Origin of the sequence: Crocosphaera watsonii WH 8501, from assembly GCF_000167195.1 — a bacterium.
Classification (GTDB): Bacteria; Cyanobacteriota; Cyanobacteriia; order Cyanobacteriales; family Microcystaceae; genus Crocosphaera; species Crocosphaera watsonii.
In genome coordinates this window covers 1-16222 of sequence record NZ_AADV02000085.1, presented here as the reverse complement: position 1 = coordinate 16222, position 16222 = coordinate 1, and the positions used below count along the sequence as shown (strand labels likewise).

Genomic DNA, 16222 nt, shown 5'->3' with positions numbered 1-16222 from the left:
AAAAAAAAAAAGAAAAAAAGGNNNNGGGAGAAGGGGGCGGACTGAANCTTGAGCCTGGTCACCAANTCCNNACAAGGGAAGCGTTATTNTTTCTTTAGNTTCCCATATCATGATCTTGAGCTTGATTATAACCTCTAGTTTGTCCGCCACGTGAATATTCTCCTATTTCCACAGTTGCTTTACAATCCATACTTAAACGTTTCACAGAAGGGTCTTTTTTTCTATCTTTTTTCTCTATATTCTCGAAGATAGCGTCCGTCTCCGAGATTTTTTTTTAGGTTTAGCTTTTACCACTTTTCTTAATCGATAGCCCAAACGATTTAAAATATCTGCCATTGTCGAAGCAGCAGGAACCTCCTCTCCATTATATCCTAGATTTCTTAATTGTTTAATGGCTTCAGCCGCCGTTAATCTTGTATGGGCAATGGGGTTATTAAATGTGGGGTTTTGTTGTGCGTGAGCTTCGGCTATTTCTTTCAATGATTGGGCAACTATTGGGTATCTTTCCTCCCATTTTTTACATCCACTATTGACTGATTGTAATCCTAAACACACTATCCCAGTTCGTTTTTCATGTAATCCAAGTTGAACATTTTTTCTCCCCCAACCAAACACGATTTCGGTTTGTCTGGCACTTCCTCCACAATACTTGAGACACATTTCAGCTTGAAATGAACGACGCTCTGCTCCCGTCATTTTTGAGGCTGCTAAACGTAAATCATCGACCATCGACGGGTTTAAGGGATTATTTGTCTGTTTTAGCTTCAATTTACTCTCTCTAATCTTTTTACCTCTTCATTTTAATCTATTTCTTCTGTTTTTTCAGACAAGCCAATTATGAAATTTTAAAGTTGTGTACCAAGATCTGCTAACTCTCTGTTCCTTTTATTTCTTGAAAGCCTTTAGTCCAAGCTATTACCCCCTATGGGAAAAGCTTTCTCGGAAATCACCCAACCCCTACACATTCCCCTAGGGATCAACGGCCTTTGACCCCTACAATATCAACTTATGTAGGGTTTGCTGAATAAAAGCAAAACCCTATTCTTTAAAAGGTTACACCCATATTCGCGATCGCAAAAAAGATCAGCTTTGTCGGCTACAAACCGCTATAATTGGTAGAAACACCTCCCAGTTGTTGGTCAAGAACAAATGTATCGAAAAGAGGAGCAACCTTTACCGCCCCCAGAAAAATTTGAATTACCTTTCGAGGGCAAATTGTCCCCCAATAATCGTTGGGTAATCATGGCAGAGTTGATACCTTGGGATGATTTTGAGGAAGAATATGCTAAACTTTTTTCAGCAGAAAAAGGTGCGCCAGCCAAACTATTTAGAATGGCACTAGGGACATTAATTATTAAGGAAAAATTAGGAACAAGTGATAGAGAAACTATAGAACAGATTAGAGAAAATCCCTATCTACAATACTTTATAGGTTTAAATTGTTATCAACAAGAGCCATCACTGGAATCTTCAATGCTAGTTCATTTTAGGAAAAGAATTGATGGAGAATTGATAAACAAAATCAATAAAAAAATAGTAAAAAGAGAAATAGACAAGAGTGATAAAGAAGTAAAAAAAAAGGATTGTCTCCAAGAAAAAGGAGAAAAAATAAAAAATAAAGGTAAACTAATTTTAGATGCGACTTGTGCGCCAGCAGACATCAAATACCCAACGGATTTAGGCATATTAAATCAAGCCAGAATTGAGACAGAAAGAATAATAGATAATCTTTATAAACCATTAAGAGTAAAATTGAGAAAAAAGCCGAGAACTTCTAGAATAATTGCTAGAAAGGAATACTTAAAAGTAGCTAAAAAACGAAAAGTATCTTATCAAAAAAGAAGAAAAGCTATCGGGAAACAGTTAAAATACCTTAAGAAAAATTTAGGAAATATAGAAGACTTAATTCAAGCTGGGGCTTCCCTGGAAAATCTGAGTAAAAGACAGAAAAATTGTCTAGAGACTATCAAAAAAGTTTATGAACAACAACAGTCAATGTGGGAGAATAAGACCCAGAGTGTTCCTCAAAGAATTGTAAGTTTAACTCAACCGCATATTCGTCCAATAGTGAGGGGAAAAGCAGGAAAACCAATAGAGTTTGGAGCTAAACTCTCAGTAAGCTGTGTAGATAACTATGTGTTTCTAGACAAAATAAGTTGGGAAAACTTCAATGAATCTTGTCATTTAAAAGAACAAGTAGAAAAGTATAAAGAAACGTTTGGCTATTATCCCGAATCCGTCCATGTAGATAAAATTTATCGAACTAGGGAAAACAGAAATTGGTGTAAGGAAAGAGGGATAAGAATCAGTGGTCCGAAGTTAGGAAGACCTCCGAAAAATGTCAGTGAAGAAGAAAAGAAACAAGCCCACTCCGATGAATGCTTCCGTAATGCTATTGAGGGAAAGTTTGGACAAGCTAAACGAAGATTTAGCCTAAATCTCGTGATGACAAAACTCCCTGAAACCTCCATTACATCTATTGCTATTACATTTTTAGTTGTCAATCTTTCTAAACTTCTGAGGCAGTTTTTGTCGCTTTTTTTGTCCTTATTTACTAATAATAAAACAGGAGAACTCATCAAACCGCCTTTCATTAATTTTGATTATACTTTAAACAATTTTTATGTACTAAAACTTATTGATTTGTCAGAAAATTCTTGGTCAAAAGTGGCATAAATTTTGGAGAAACTTTTTCAGCAAACCCTACGTAGATTAGAACCCGTTAGAATCGCCCTTTCTCCATCGTGAAGGGTAAAGTCTACCCCCCGTAGGTTTGCCCCTTCTAAGTCAGCATTGGCCATCAAAACCCCTCTCATTTGCACTTGTTGAAGATTGGCTTTCCTCAACGTAACACCATCCATATCTGCATTAACTAAGTTAGCTCCTTTTAAGTTAGCTCTGCTTAAGTTAGTATTATGCAGTTTACTATTAATGAGATTGGCATCTTCAAGATTTGCACCTCTTAAATCTAAATTTCGTAAATCAGCATCCTGTAAATCACAGCCAACACAGTCTCCTGTTGTCATCAATTTTTGCAAATCCGCCGCATTTTCTGCCCTAACCACAGGTGCTAAGACTAAAGATGTTAAGAGAATAATTCCTGTGATAGTTTTCATAATCTACCCCGTTACTTTTACTATTTTTCTCAGTGAATTGTGTTTTTAATTTGACAATAACTTTGTTGAACTTTATTGGTCGATAAATAACCTGAGTTTGGACAGTTCTCTCCTTTTAGCACAGGGTTATGATTTTTTGAACAGGATAATCAGGGTTTCAGACCTTCTCAGCAACATAAATCATCCTATACTGAACTCAAATTTATTGACTAATAGACATTCAAAACAGTTATTAATAAAAAATGACAAAAACCCTCTGCAATCAATGTTAAAAACTTGATCTTTTCTGCATAATATGCTATTCTAAGATAGTATTAACTGTTCAATTATCCCTCTCCCCACATCCACTTTGATCATCGGGCTTTCTATTTCAATTATGTCTTGTCGTGGGTCAGAGATCCTAGACAAAATTACTAAACTTTATATTTTTCAACATTACTTAAAATAAAAAAAAGAAGACAGGGGGTTAGCAGAATTTGGTAGTAGGATGAAAGAAAGAATCGTTTTGGGGCTTTATTGATGTCTTCTCTTGTGTCTGATCATCCTTCGAGCAATGCTATTCCCTTAGATAAAATCCGCTACAATGAGCAAGGGTTGGTTCCTGCGATCGCCCAAGATTATTTAGACGGGACAGTATTAATGCTGGCCTGGATGAATAAAGAATCATTACAGAAAACCCTGGAAACGGGAGAAGTTTGGTACTGGAGTCGTTCTCGACAAGAATTATGGCACAAAGGGGCAACTTCTGGTCATTTTCAGAAAGTCAAATCTATTAGATATGATTGTGATAGCGATGCACTGTTAATTACTATTGAACAAGTGGGAGATATTGCTTGTCATAAAGGGGAGAGAAGTTGTTTTCATCAACTAGAAGAAAATGAAAAAGCAGCACCTCCTGCTGATACGTTGTCGGGACTTTATGAGGTAATTTGTCAACGTCGAGATCATCCTGTTGAGGGTTCCTATACTCGGAAATTATTAGCCGGAGGAGATAATAAAATTCTCAAAAAAATAGGGGAAGAATCAGCAGAAGTGGTTATGGCCTGTAAAGATGATGAAAAAGAGGCGATCGCTTCAGAAGTAGCGGATCTTTTCTATCATACCTTAGTGGCTTTATCCTATCATCATGTGGATATTAAAGATGTTTTCCGTAAGTTACAAGAAAGGAAAAAATAAACTGTTTGTTAATGGATAAGTACAGTAATTCTCATTTTGAAGAATAGAACGACGAAGTTCTCTTGTTTGAATAGAGAACTGCTCTAAAATCTCCCTTTTTCCTTTGCTCTTCTCTCTCTGGGTTTTTAAGCTACACACATACTACAGAAAAATGAAAATAACCGACTTTGCTACCCTGGTGTTATCGTGATTTCTGTTAATTAAGATAGATTGAATCTTAGTGTCTCCTCTTTTTGGGGAGATTTTTATTATTGGTTATTTTTATAAGAGTAATCTCTAGAGTATATATAGTAAATTTTTTCGATTAAATAATCAACATAAGGTGTTTCAAGAAGATTGTTATGTAATCCTAATACTTGGTCGATATTAAATTTATTTAATGTTATTTTCTTAATTAAAGATAAGTCTGCTGATTGCCATTCTGTTGATAATAATAAGTGTATATTCCCTGGATATACCTGGGGAATATATTGATTTCTACCCGACAGATAGTGTTGATAAAAAATATTATCCTCATAGTTAGTTATAATTAATTTATTTTTTGATAATTTACTTAACCAGTCATTGATAATATTTGTTCCTTTTAAGTAAAGATAATCAAAACCCAATTTTTTAAACGTTTCATGTCGCTCACTCCATGAGGGTTCATGATTGGTCAATATTCCATCAATTAAGATTATTGAATTAACTTGATGATTTATTTTTTTAAGTTGAGAAGCTATTTCTAAGGTTAAATGACTGTCCCCACAAAAAGTTATCAGATTATACGGTTGTTTTAATTGGGCTTTTACAATATCTTCTACCATATAACTACCTATTTTTTGATTACATTTTCAGGTGCTTTTTCCACAATATTTTGCTTTATTTTTGATGATAATTTAAAAATATTTAGGTTATATAAAGGATAGTTTTGTATCTTTTTATCTTGAGCTAAAATATGAGCTAATTGAAATGTATTGACTGTGATAATTGGCTCTTTTTCTACAGTAGAATGAAAGACAGTTAAAGAAGAATCGGATATGTTTCTATTTTCTAAGATGACTTGAGATAACTCTTTTAAGGTAGGGTATTCAAACACCACGGTAGATGATATTTCACTCTTAAAAGTTCTTTTTATTTCTGCTGACAAATTAACAGCTTGTAAAGATGTTCCTCCTAAATGAAAAAAGTTATCTTCCCTATCTATATTTCTCTTATTTAATAAATATTTCCATAGTTGTTTTAATTTACTTTCAATCTCACTCAAATTATAGGTTTTATCTTCATCAAGAATAATAGTTTCTTTTTGATTACTAACTAAAAATTCATTATTCTCTTTTGTCTCTGTTAAACTAACATCATTAAACCAATATTTTTTCTTGTCAAAAGGGTAGGTAGGAATAGAGAGATATTTGCTAGTTGATTGGTTATAAAAATGCTCCCATTCTACAACTGCACCTTCTAGCCACATTTCGCTCAATTTTAGTAATTCTCTTGATAATAAATCACTACTTAAATTATTCTTATTCTCCTCCTCATAGATAACTTGAAAAGCATCTATTGTTTTTCTTTTTTTCCTAATTTTTTTACAACATATTCTTTGTTTTCGATTTGTTTAATTATTTTTCTCAGATTTTCTTGAAGTTCTGAAATTGATTCAATAACTGTACACCAACGATAATTAAATTGTGTTCTTTTTGAGTTAGCACTATAACATAAATTTGTCAATGATGAATCACTATTGTTAACAATAAAATTAAGATATTTTTTGGCTAAATTTAACAGTGCTGATTCACTTTTTGCGGATAAAGTAAAAATATTAACAGTAAATTCTGAAGATTCTACAGGCAATTTAGGAGCTTCTTCTATCACTATATGGGCATTTGTGCCACCAAATCCAAAGGCGTTTACTGCCATCCTTAAGGTATTATTCGTGCTGTCTAAATCTTTTAATTTATCTTGTACTTGAATCTTGAATTTATCAAATTTGATCGCGGGATTAGGAGATGTAAAATGTAAGTTAGCAACTAATGTTTTAGATTGCAAACAGAACAAAGTTTTAATTAAACTTGCCATCCCAGAAACATTTTCTGTGTGTCCAATATTTGTTTTAACTGAGCCTACTTTTAAGGGATTATCAAGAGGACGATTTTTAGTTAAAACTTTACCAATAGCTTTTAATTCTAAGGCATCGCCAATGGTTGTACCTACGGCATGAGTCTCTAGATAGTTAATAGTATCAGGATTGATCTTATCTTGCCGATATACTCTTTCTAATAGAGAAACTTGAGCTTTTAAATTAGGGCTGGTTAAAGTGTTACTCTTACCGTTATGATTGATCTGTGTAGCGATAATTTGTCCATAAATGCGATCGCCGTTTTTAAGAGCATCAGATAAAGGTTTTAAAACTATCATGGCTACCCCTTCACCTTGCACATAACCGTCAGCATTAGCATCAAACACCTTACAACGCCCATCAGAGGCAATCATACCCCCATCAGTAAATGCTGTAAAATCCCCATCAGCAAGAATTAAATTAGCACCTCCTGCTAAAGCTAGAGAAGATTCTCCTAACCAGAGACTTTGGCAAGCTTGATGAATAGCAACTAAACTGGATGAGCAAGCGGTATCAATAAATAGACTCGCACCATGAAAATCAAAATAATTAGAAATACGATTAGCTGCCATAGCCGTGTTATTTTCTGTGGTAGCTGAAAAACGACTTTTATGATGATTATTCATCAAAGAAAAGTAATTATTACCCCCTGTAGAGACAAAAAGACTTGTATCACTACCTGCAATATTTTGGGGAATTATTCCTGCATCTTCTAAGGCTAACCAAGTCGATTCTAATAATAATCTTTGTTGGGGTGACATCAAACAAGCTTCATCGTGGGAAATATTGAAAAAAGCTGCATCAAATTTATCTATATCATCGATAAAACCACCGTACATTTTCAATGAAGAGTTGTCAAGATGGCGGTTACATTGTTTGATAGCATCTACTTTATTGGTGAGTAAATGCCAAAACATTTCTGGGTTATCAGCTTGAGGAAAACGGAAATTGATGCCAATAATAGCTATGGGTTCTTGATTCATAATTAATCTATTATTTTAGGTTAAGATACTTTGGTGTTTATTTTTGTTAAATAGTTCTTGAGATAGTTTTGGGTATAAATAAAACTGTAAACTTAATATTTTATTATTGAGATCATCGTTTTCCCAATCGTTGTAGATTATGTTCCAATCCTCTCGCAAATCTGTTTGAATTTTACAGAGATTTCTAATCAAGAATGTGTATAAATCTTTTTCTCTTTGCACATTAATAGTTTTTTTTGTTTCTAAAGCTAATTTTAAGGCTTGTTGACCATTTTCATGATAAATTATTTTAGCATAATAGATTCCTGTTAAAATATCTTCTAATTCTTGACTTCTAATAATAGTATTAAGTGAATCTTGATAAATATTCACTCCTCCTAAAATAAGACATTTATCACTGCGTCCCTCTAAAGCTAAAATATCTGGTAAATAGTCACTAGAATTTTTAATTATGCTCAGTAACTTCTCAGAAATATCATAATCAACAGCAACTTTGAGGAATTCTTGTTTTAAATCTCGCCAAGCATATAAGTTAACTTTATCACCAAGAAAATAACGAAATAAAGGTGTAGATTGCCACTTTGTCACAAGTATTCCCTCCTCTTTTACTTCGATAAAAGTATCTTGACTACTAAAATGAAATAGAGCAGGAATGCTCTCATAAAATCCAAGACTTTCAGCAAATAAAGGATTTTGTGCTAAAACTTTCCTCATACAAATAGACGGTAAAGACTCTGCACCTAAAGTAGTAGTTTCTGTACTACCATAGAAAGAGTATAAAAAAGGTTCTTCTGCAAGGATTTGGGATTTATGTTGTAAATTTATTCTAAAATGTTCAGGGAAAAATTCCCCCACCACCATGTAACGTAACTTATGTAAAGGTCAGTCATAACCAAGAGTTTTCGCCTTTTCTTGTAACAAAAAGATGAAAGAAGGAACAATAATTAATATAATTTGCTCTACTTCACAGTTAAGCAAGGTAATGATGTCAATAATAGAATCAAAATCCATCCCACAGGAAAACGTATAAAAAGTATAATCAATATTCGTAGAAGCAGTTTTTAATGCTAAATCCAAGTTTTCACTGCCCCCCCACGCAGGATAATTAAGTGCCATAATCACTAAGGTTGGCTTTTGATTAATTTGAAAGTTACTCTCCAGAAATATTCGTAATTTTAAAGCATCTTTATTGATATTTTCTGTTGATTTAAAATAATAAGTACACTTTCCTGATGATCCTGATGATTTAGCTATTCTATAAGCTTTATTAACTGTTTTTGGTATTAGCTCTTCAATTTTAAATTTTAAAATGTAATTTTTTTTGTTAGTTATAGGTAAATCAGAAAAAGATTCTATGGAGTCTATCCCATAACTATCAATAAAATTTTGATAAGCGGGTACACTTTCATAACCTTTTTTTGCTAATTTTAGTGCTTTTCTTTCTGAGCCTAATGTCTGTTTATTAATCCGTTTTAATGTCATTTTTGTCAAAAGTTAAAGGTAAGCTTTTTAAGCCTCGGAGGGTAATACTTTCACGCCAATCAGGGGTCTGATTTACCAATTGTAAATTAGGTAATCTTTGTACTATTCTATTAATAGAAATTTGGCCTTGTAATCTTGCTAAAAATGCACCTAAACAAAAGTGAATACCACCCCCAAAAGGAAGGTTACGATTAGAACGTTGGAACTCGATTTTTTCAGGGTTTGGAAACTTGTTCTCATCTCGATTAGCACCTCCTAAACAGAGAATAACTTTATCCCCTTTAAGAATAGTTTTACCCCCTATTTCTACATCTTCCCTGGCTAAACGAGCTATAACTTGTACAGGAGTATCATAGCGTAATAATTCCTCGGAAGCTTCTTTGATAATTTCAGGATTATCTTTTAACTCCTGTAATTTTTCGGGATGTTGTAATAAAGCAAGTATTGAGTTACTGATAAAGCTTTTAGTTGTTTCTTGTCCGACTATTAGTAACATAATACAAAAACCAAGAATTTCGTCTTCATCAAGTTTATTTTCTTCGTCTTTTGCTTTTACCAAATCAGCAATTAAACCTTGAGAATTTTCATCGATATTAGCAATAAATCTCAATAAATATTCCCTAGCTTCCATGGCCATTTTATTTTGTTTTTCATATCCCTCTAAGGACATAGGTTGATCAAAAACAAAAAATAATTCATAAGACCAATGGATTAGCTTATAGTAGTCTTCAGGAGGTAAACCCAAAATATTAGTTACTGTCATAGCAGGAAGTGGGGAAGCTAAATCATCAATTAAGTCCATTTTCCCAGTGGGTATAACTTTATCTAATAAGTGATTAACTTTTGCTTCTATTTCTTCTTTCATATTTCCCACACTAGCAGGGGAAAAACTTTTGTTAACTAAACTTCTTAGTCGAGTGTGGTTAGGGGGTTGTTGAAAAAATAACCATTTATCTATAGTTTTAGCTAAAGGAAGGAAGTTACCCTGTTTTAGATAAGCACTTTTTTCTTCTAATCTTAAAGGTAAATCATCCACTTGAAAAAGATTATCTTTTAAGATAGTGTCCACATCCTGATAACGAGTAATAATCCAAGCTTTGAGGAAACTCCAATGAATGGGATCTTCATTTCTTAATCTTTCATAAATGGGATAAGGATTGTTATGAAATGCACGGTAAAAAGGATTAAATACCAACTTATTTTGTGTTTTATTTTTCTTAGTCTTGGTCATTTTCCCATTCCTCCCATAAATATTCCGTTAATTCATCAATGTTAGTATATTCCCAAAACAATGTAGGTTCTAATTCCATCTCCAATCATTCTCCTAATTCTCCTGTTAAAGTTAACGCAACTGAAGAGTCTAAACCATATTCAGAAAAAGAGGTTTCAATCTCTAATTCATCTTCTTCTAATCCTAAAATACCTGTTAATTTTGTGAGCAACCAATCAATAATATTATCTTCAGCAATCTCTAAGTTACTATCTTTTATCAACTCATTTGTTGTTAATTTTTGTTGCCATTCTCCTACTAAACTAAGAGTTTGAGTTATGTATTGATCTCGACAAGCATAACGTTGAATTTTGCCGCTAGAAGTTTTAGCAATACTAGCAGGTTTAATCAAAGCGATCGCATATACTTGTAATTCATATTCTAAAGAAACTGCCTCTCTAATGGCTTTTACCACCTCATTAGTATCTAAATTGCGCAGATAAGTCCGTTCAACTTCCTGAACAATTACCAATCTTTCTTGATTATCTACTTCAAGGGAAAAAGCAGCAGCACCATCTTTGCGTAAGGCAGGATGACAATTTTGTACAGTATTTTCAATATCTTGAGGATAATAATTTTTACCCCAAATGATAATTAAATCCTTAATACGTCCAGTAATAAATAACTCCTGATTACGGATAAAACCTAAGTCACCTGTACGTAAATAACAACCATTTAAAGAGTCTATTTTATTACTAAAAACTGCCGTATTCACTTCCGATTGTTGCCAATAACCTTGAGCAATACTACTCCCTGATACCCAGACTTCACCAATTTGATTATCTTCACAAATGGTCTCAGTTTCTGGATTAACAATCTGAATATCTGTGTCTAACCAAGAATGGCCACATCCCACTAATTCCTTAACCTTGGTACTATTGCCATTGCCTTCACAAATAATATTTTTAGCCAACTGCTCAGCATCTAAATTTAAACAGATAGGCTCTTTTTCTAACTCTCCCCCTGATACCATTAGGGTTGATTCTGCCATCCCATAACAAGGATAGAAATAATGACTTTTAAAACCACAAGATTGAAACTTATTAATAAAACGTTCTAAAGTCTTGTATTGTATTGGCTCTGAACCATTATAAGCACTTAACCAACAACTTAAATCTAAATTTCTTGTTTGCTCATTGGTGACTTTCTCTACACATAAATCATAACCTAGATTCGGTCCACCACTATGAGTAGCACGATAATAGGATATAGCTTCTAACCAACGAATTGGCTTTTGTAAAAATGCTTGAGGAGACATAATTACCCCTAAAAAACCTGTATAAAGGGGTTGAATAATGCCGTCAATTAAACCCATGTCATGAAAACTAGGTAACCATGTTACAGAAACACTTCCTTCTGTGAGTTGAAATGCTGTTTGAATATAAGCAGAATTATGCAGGATATTTTCATGGGAAACAATAACCCCTTTAGGATTTCCTGTTGAGCCTGATGTATATTGTAAAAAAGCAATTTCATTATCTATAGTTAGATTATCTGCTAGTTCCTCAGAGATAGTTCCTAGTTGATCGGTGCAAATACATTTAATCTGGTTGCTATCAATAATTTGTCCCAATTTTGACTTAACTTTCTCTAATAATGAGCTAGTAGTTAAGATCACGTCCGGCTGACAATTTTTAATAATTGCTTGCAAACGAGACATTTTTTGATTACCTTTAGGGGGATAAGCTGGAACTGCTATCATATCAGCATTCAGACAACCTAAAAAGGCAGTTAAAAACTCTAATCCTTGAGGATATAGTAACAACACCCTAGACTTTTTATTCACTTCATATCTAAGATAATTAGCTATCAAAGATGTGCGATTCCATAATTCTAGATAGGTAATATTTTTTTCTTTTTTGTCTCCATCAGGAAGAAATATATAGGCTGAACTATTCGGGTTTTATTGAACTCTTTTTTTTTTAATTGAAATTAAATTGGTCATTAACTAAAATAATACTCCTTACCAAGATTTTCACTCTCTGTGAATATAACGGATCTATGGGAAAAGGTCAATATCATACCAAATCCTATTCTCAAAGCTATCTTATCTGCTAGAAGAGGCAGAAGGCAGATAAGATGGCAGGAGGTTGTTGAACAAAATAACATTTACATTTATAGCGTTTCTCGGACTCAATATGTACACCTAATATCGCGCCTCCGAACTCCGAACTCCGAACTCCTAACTCCTAACATTAGAAAACTCTGTACCTCACAAGTATGAGAAGTGCTATATTAAATCTTTAAACAATTCTTGTACCGCAGGATGAACTAATAACCCATCTTGAACATTAACACCCTTGCCTAAACTAACATCTTTTTCTAAAGCGTCTAAACCTTGGTTGGCCAATTTCAAAACATAAGGTAAGGTACTATTATTCAAAGCTTGAGTAGCTGTCCAAGGAACGGCCCCAGGCATATTAGGAACCCCAAAATGTAGCACCCCTTCTTCTACATAAGTCGGGGAACTGTGGGAGGTGGTGCGTAAGGTTTCGATACATCCCCCTTGATCCACTGCCACATCGACGATAACGGAACCAGGGCGCATTTTAGAGACTAATTCCCGAGACACCAAGGTTGGGGCCCGTTTTCCAGTAACTAATACTGCACCAATCAATAAATCTGCATCGGGGACAGCTTTTTCAAGGGCAGCAGCGTTACTATAAAGCAGTTGTACTCGTGAACCAAAAATGCTCTCTAAATAGGCTAAACGGTCCACATTGATATCAAATATTTGTACCTGCGCCCCCATTCCCACTGCCATCTTAGCCGCTTCTGTCCCGACTATACCACCCCCTAAGATGACCACACGACCCGCAGCAACCCCAGGAATGCCCCCTAAAAGTACACCACGACCCCCCTGTTGTTTTTCTAGATATCTCGCCCCAAACTGCACGGATAGGCGACCTGCGATGATGCTCATGGGGGTTAATAAAGGCAGTCTTCCGTCTGGGAGTTCTACGGTTTCATAGGCGATCGCAGTTATTTTCGATGAGATTAAAGCTTGAGTTAATTCTTTATCAGCAGCCAAATGTAGATAGGTAAAGAGTATTTTGCAGGTGTTGAGATAGTCATATTCTTGTTTGAGAGGTTCTTTGACTTTCACCACTAAATCTTGTTCCCATGCTTGCGCTGCACTGGTGACAATTTTTGCCCCTGCTTGTTCGTATTCTTGGTCACTAAACCCCGATCCGATTCCTGCTTGGGTTTCTACTGCAACTTGATGCCCTCGATCGCATAATACCCTAACGCTGTTGGGACTTAGGCCAACCCGAAATTCTTGATCTTTAATCTCTTTAGGAACACCAATTTTCATACCACTCTTTACACCTAATTATCCTTACATAGTGTAGCTTACAAAAATTTTTTGAGAATTACTAGGCTTTATCGTTAATTAATTGAGTTTCTATGCTCGTTCATCGAGTCTCATTTAAAATATAAGGGTTAAATATTTTACTATTTGATGAAAAATATCATTTATCTGGACTATAATTGCTTTCAGCGAGGATTTGATGACCTGCGACAGATTAGAATACAAATGGAAGCATTAGCTTGTCAAAACATATTTCTACAGGCAGAAGCGGAAGACATTAATTTAGTTTGGTCATTTATGCACCAAGATGAAACCTTACTCTGTCCTTTTGACCAAAGAAAACAAGAAGTTTTGAAATTGTCTAGATTATGTACAATTAGAATAGCTCCAAGTAGAGAAATTTATCAATTAGCTCAGTCATTTCAACAAATGCAAGGATTATCATCTAAAGATGCTGTTCATGTAGCTTGTGGTGATTATATTAAGGCTAATTTCTTTCTAACTTGTGATGATAATTTAATTAAAAAATCTAACAAATTAAATTTGGCAATGTATATTATGAATCCTATTGATTATATTAGACAGGAGGAAATTTAATGAAGAGCAAAAAAATGATAGATGATCAAGAAATTTTACTACAAGGAATTGAAGCATTAAATCAATCTTTAGGAGTAGCAGGAGCATTAAGATTTCTTAGTATTTTACAAAAAAATAGCACGGACTATGTAGATATTTCTGAAAAATTATATCAAGACCAAACAATTGATGATATTTTTGAAAGAGCTAATCAAAATTGGCTAGATTAGAAACATCACAATCTAATTCTAAGAGAGAAACTGTTTTAAAGTCTCTAACTTTTGCTCTCCTGTAGTTTGCTAACTAATTTTTTTTCCTGTTGTAAACCTAATCTTTTTAACTGCGATCGCTTTAAAGTTGAAAAACTCTTTTAAGACAATGAGCAATTTTATTGAATAAACTTATATCTAGTTTTCTTATAAAAATATTAGGTAAAGTGTTAGTTTTTCATTGGGGATACCAATCATCATCCAGAATTTGAGAAAGGGAAAATGGACAAGAATATGGATATTCTGATTCATCTCTTAACTTTACTTTGCGTCCATCGGCAAATTTGCTCTCTTTAATGGCTAATTTTCGGGCATCAGGATAAGCACTTTCAATTGCTGATGGTAGAAATTTGCTGATAGATTTATACTTACTTTTAGCCTTCAAAATACGATTTCTATGCTCATCAATTGATCGATACCAGCTTAATTTCATCCAATCAGGGGCATCAGTTTGGACATACAATTTAAGCAAATGAGCAATTAATATAACTAAATTACTTTCAACAATATCTTTTGGATTACCCATTTCTAATAGTTCAAGTAAATTTTCCCAATCTAATAAATCGGGCTTTTTTTCCCTTAAGGCAATCGTCTGATTTTCTAACCATTGCTCATAATCGGTTTCGTAAAGACTATTAGTCATTTTATAATCTCCATTTATCTTCCTTCATTTTATCAAATAAATTCAAAAAAACTCATAGCTAATAACAAACTGTTTCAAAACTTCTAAAGTTTGCTCTCCTATGGTTTGCCAACTAAATTTTTTTGCCTGTTGTCAACCCAATCTTTTTAACTGCGATCGCCTATTTATAAGTTTTCTTGATTTATCAGCGATCGCTTTTCAATGAACTTAAGAATTAACCTCTGTATTAATCTGTTTAATTGCTTCACTTAATTGAGGGGAAGCTTCACCCCATTTTGAAATAAATTTGTAATTGCTCACCGCAATAAAGAATCTGTCTTGACAACATAAAGGTAAAATCGGGGATTTTTATGTATAGTGGGGGTTATGACCACAAATGCTACCATTGATTCAAAGCTAGTTAGAGCTATCGCCGATGAACAGTTGGCGAACAATGTCTTCATGATTGAGTGGCTAGTCAAGGCACAACAACAGTTATCTCTTCAACAAAGACTGATTGACCAGCAACAACAACAAATCTCTACACAACAGCAAGAAATTGAAAAATTGAAAGAAGAGAGAGATAAGCTAAAAAACCGTAACTCAAAAAACAGTTCAGTCCCCCCATCATCAGACCCACTAAAAAAGCCTTCTGACAAAAAGAAACGCAAAAAAGGATTTAAACGCGGACCAAAATATGACCACCCAGGGAAGACCCGTAATGGTTTTGGTCAGCCCGATAAGATAGTCCCTTTAGAACTAGAAAACTGTCCTGTTTGTGGGGGTTCAGTGGAACGAGATGAAGTAGTTCCCGAAAAAGTCCAGCAAGTGGCTGAAGTAGTAGACCAACCCATAGAAATCAGGGAATATCGTCGCGGATTCTATAAATGTCCTAGTTGTGGATGGTCAGATTACAGTCCTGTTCCATTGGGAGTTAAAGAAGGATTCCGTTATGGGGCGCGATTAAGTAGCATCGTGGGCTGGCTTGGCTATGGGGGTAATCTTACATGGCGTAAACAGGAACATTTTATAGAGTATGTCTTTGGCATTCCCATTTATCAAGGGAGCCTTGCCCAAATGCACAAATGGGTTTCAAGAAAGTTTAAAACCTTTGACCCAACAAGGGTTAAAAGACATCCCGCCCGCCGGAAATCCAATTGGTTTGCCAAACCCTGTTTTGCTCCCAGGGGCCCAAGATTTGGGGTTGGGGAGCCCCCTCAAAAAAGGCCTGGGTTTTAAATTGGCTCCCCCCCAGAACTCCTCCAAAAATCAGAAAATTTTTAGGGACCAATTTTAGGCGCCCTTCTCCCGGGACGTTAA

14 protein-coding genes and 3 pseudogenes are annotated in these 16222 nt (G+C 34.4%); 5 read left to right on the top strand and 12 right to left on the bottom strand.

The genetic code is table 11. From position 1 onward, the window contains the following. Positions 1-94: 94 nt before the first annotated feature. Positions 95-660 (bottom strand): annotated as a pseudogene (locus CWATDRAFT_RS21940) (ISAzo13-like element transposase-related protein). Positions 661-1149: 489 nt separating this feature from the next. Here CWATDRAFT_RS21940 and CWATDRAFT_RS21935 point away from each other — a divergent pair. After that, entirely contained in the window at positions 1150-2676 is a 1527-nt protein-coding gene (locus CWATDRAFT_RS21935) for an IS5-like element ISCwa2 family transposase (RefSeq protein WP_007307076.1), read from the top strand. Positions 2677-2693: 17 nt separating this feature from the next. On the opposite strand, the gene CWATDRAFT_RS21930 is transcribed toward CWATDRAFT_RS21935, so the two are convergent. After that, positions 2694-3116 (bottom strand): pentapeptide repeat-containing protein, encoded by a 423-nt coding sequence (locus CWATDRAFT_RS21930; RefSeq protein ID WP_007307074.1) that lies wholly within the window; start codon positions 3114-3116, stop codon positions 2694-2696. Positions 3117-3635: 519 nt separating this feature from the next. On the opposite strand from CWATDRAFT_RS21930, the gene hisIE reads away from it, so the two are divergent. Further along, complete coding sequence (hisIE, locus tag CWATDRAFT_RS21925) at positions 3636-4292, top strand: bifunctional phosphoribosyl-AMP cyclohydrolase/phosphoribosyl-ATP diphosphatase HisIE (protein ID WP_007307077.1); 657 nt, start codon at positions 3636-3638, stop codon at positions 4290-4292. A gap of 248 nt (positions 4293-4540) precedes the next feature. On the opposite strand, the gene CWATDRAFT_RS21920 is transcribed toward hisIE, so the two are convergent. From CWATDRAFT_RS21920 to ald, 9 genes and pseudogenes are all read right to left on the bottom strand, one after another. After that, entirely contained in the window at positions 4541-5098 is a 558-nt protein-coding gene (locus tag CWATDRAFT_RS21920) for a hypothetical protein (protein ID WP_007307073.1), read from the bottom strand. 8 nt (positions 5099-5106) lie between these two features. Then, positions 5107-5742 carry an acyl carrier protein gene (locus CWATDRAFT_RS21915; RefSeq protein ID WP_007307072.1) on the bottom strand — a complete coding sequence of 212 codons (636 nt, stop codon included), beginning with the start codon at positions 5740-5742 and terminating at the stop codon, positions 5107-5109. A gap of 86 nt (positions 5743-5828) precedes the next feature. Continuing rightward, positions 5829-7370, bottom strand: coding sequence for a type I polyketide synthase (locus tag CWATDRAFT_RS21910; RefSeq protein ID WP_007307071.1), 1542 nt, complete (start codon positions 7368-7370; stop codon positions 5829-5831). A 15-nt stretch (positions 7371-7385) separates the two neighbouring features. Further along, on the bottom strand, positions 7386-8225 hold the full coding sequence (locus CWATDRAFT_RS21905; RefSeq protein WP_157134147.1) for a hypothetical protein: 840 nt from the start codon (positions 8223-8225) through the stop codon (positions 7386-7388). Positions 8226-8252: 27 nt separating this feature from the next. Further along, a complete protein-coding gene (locus CWATDRAFT_RS21900) occupies positions 8253-8852 on the bottom strand; it encodes a phenylacetate--CoA ligase family protein (protein WP_007307069.1) in 600 nt (199 codons plus the stop codon). Then, positions 8833-10083 carry a cytochrome P450 gene (locus tag CWATDRAFT_RS21895; RefSeq protein ID WP_007307068.1) on the bottom strand — a complete coding sequence of 417 codons (1251 nt, stop codon included), beginning with the start codon at positions 10081-10083 and terminating at the stop codon, positions 8833-8835. The genes CWATDRAFT_RS21900 and CWATDRAFT_RS21895 overlap by 20 nt, the downstream gene beginning before the upstream one ends. A gap of 85 nt (positions 10084-10168) precedes the next feature. Continuing rightward, on the bottom strand, positions 10169-10837 hold the full coding sequence (locus CWATDRAFT_RS42160) for a non-ribosomal peptide synthetase (protein WP_422615050.1): 669 nt from the start codon (positions 10835-10837) through the stop codon (positions 10169-10171). Between the two features lie 24 nt (positions 10838-10861). Continuing rightward, a pseudogene (locus CWATDRAFT_RS41470) lies at positions 10862-12010 on the bottom strand (AMP-binding protein); the annotation flags it as partial. Positions 12011-12352: 342 nt separating this feature from the next. After that, positions 12353-13438, bottom strand: coding sequence for an alanine dehydrogenase (ald, locus tag CWATDRAFT_RS21885; protein WP_007307066.1), 1086 nt, complete (start codon positions 13436-13438; stop codon positions 12353-12355). A 222-nt stretch (positions 13439-13660) separates the two neighbouring features. Between ald and CWATDRAFT_RS21880 the strand changes: the two genes are divergently transcribed. Both CWATDRAFT_RS21880 and CWATDRAFT_RS21875 read left to right on the top strand, forming a co-directional pair. Then, complete coding sequence (locus tag CWATDRAFT_RS21880; RefSeq protein WP_007312130.1) at positions 13661-14032, top strand: hypothetical protein; 372 nt, start codon at positions 13661-13663, stop codon at positions 14030-14032. Then, positions 14032-14241, top strand: a complete 210-nt coding sequence (locus CWATDRAFT_RS21875) for a hypothetical protein (protein WP_007312129.1) — start codon at positions 14032-14034, stop codon at positions 14239-14241. The genes CWATDRAFT_RS21880 and CWATDRAFT_RS21875 overlap by 1 nt, the downstream gene beginning before the upstream one ends. Positions 14242-14458: 217 nt before the next feature. Here CWATDRAFT_RS21875 and CWATDRAFT_RS21870 read toward each other — a convergent pair whose 3' ends face one another. After that, on the bottom strand, positions 14459-14923 hold the full coding sequence (locus tag CWATDRAFT_RS21870) for a DUF29 domain-containing protein (RefSeq protein WP_007307065.1): 465 nt from the start codon (positions 14921-14923) through the stop codon (positions 14459-14461). 357 nt (positions 14924-15280) lie between these two features. Between CWATDRAFT_RS21870 and CWATDRAFT_RS21865 the strand changes: the two are divergent. Continuing rightward, a pseudogene (locus tag CWATDRAFT_RS21865) lies at positions 15281-16222 on the top strand (DUF6444 domain-containing protein); the annotation flags it as partial.

Bases quoted from the DNA above. Each gene is read 5' to 3' on its own strand.
- CWATDRAFT_RS21935 (WP_007307076.1), top strand. From the start codon at position 1,150: ATGTATCGAAAAGAGGAGCAACCTTTACCGCCCCCAGAAAAATTTGAA.
- CWATDRAFT_RS21930 (WP_007307074.1), bottom strand. From the start codon at position 3,116: ATGAAAACTATCACAGGAATTATTCTCTTAACATCTTTAGTCTTAGCA.
- hisIE (WP_007307077.1), top strand. From the start codon at position 3,636: ATGTCTTCTCTTGTGTCTGATCATCCTTCGAGCAATGCTATTCCCTTA.
- CWATDRAFT_RS21920 (WP_007307073.1), bottom strand. From the start codon at position 5,098: ATGGTAGAAGATATTGTAAAAGCCCAATTAAAACAACCGTATAATCTG.
- CWATDRAFT_RS21915 (WP_007307072.1), bottom strand. From the start codon at position 5,742: ATGTGGCTAGAAGGTGCAGTTGTAGAATGGGAGCATTTTTATAACCAA.
- CWATDRAFT_RS21910 (WP_007307071.1), bottom strand. From the start codon at position 7,370: ATGAATCAAGAACCCATAGCTATTATTGGCATCAATTTCCGTTTTCCT.
- CWATDRAFT_RS21900 (WP_007307069.1), bottom strand. From the start codon at position 8,852: ATGACATTAAAACGGATTAATAAACAGACATTAGGCTCAGAAAGAAAA.
- CWATDRAFT_RS21895 (WP_007307068.1), bottom strand. From the start codon at position 10,083: ATGACCAAGACTAAGAAAAATAAAACACAAAATAAGTTGGTATTTAAT.
- ald (WP_007307066.1), bottom strand. From the start codon at position 13,438: ATGAAAATTGGTGTTCCTAAAGAGATTAAAGATCAAGAATTTCGGGTT.
- CWATDRAFT_RS21880 (WP_007312130.1), top strand. From the start codon at position 13,661: ATGGAAGCATTAGCTTGTCAAAACATATTTCTACAGGCAGAAGCGGAA.
- CWATDRAFT_RS21875 (WP_007312129.1), top strand. From the start codon at position 14,032: ATGAAGAGCAAAAAAATGATAGATGATCAAGAAATTTTACTACAAGGA.
- CWATDRAFT_RS21870 (WP_007307065.1), bottom strand. From the start codon at position 14,923: ATGACTAATAGTCTTTACGAAACCGATTATGAGCAATGGTTAGAAAAT.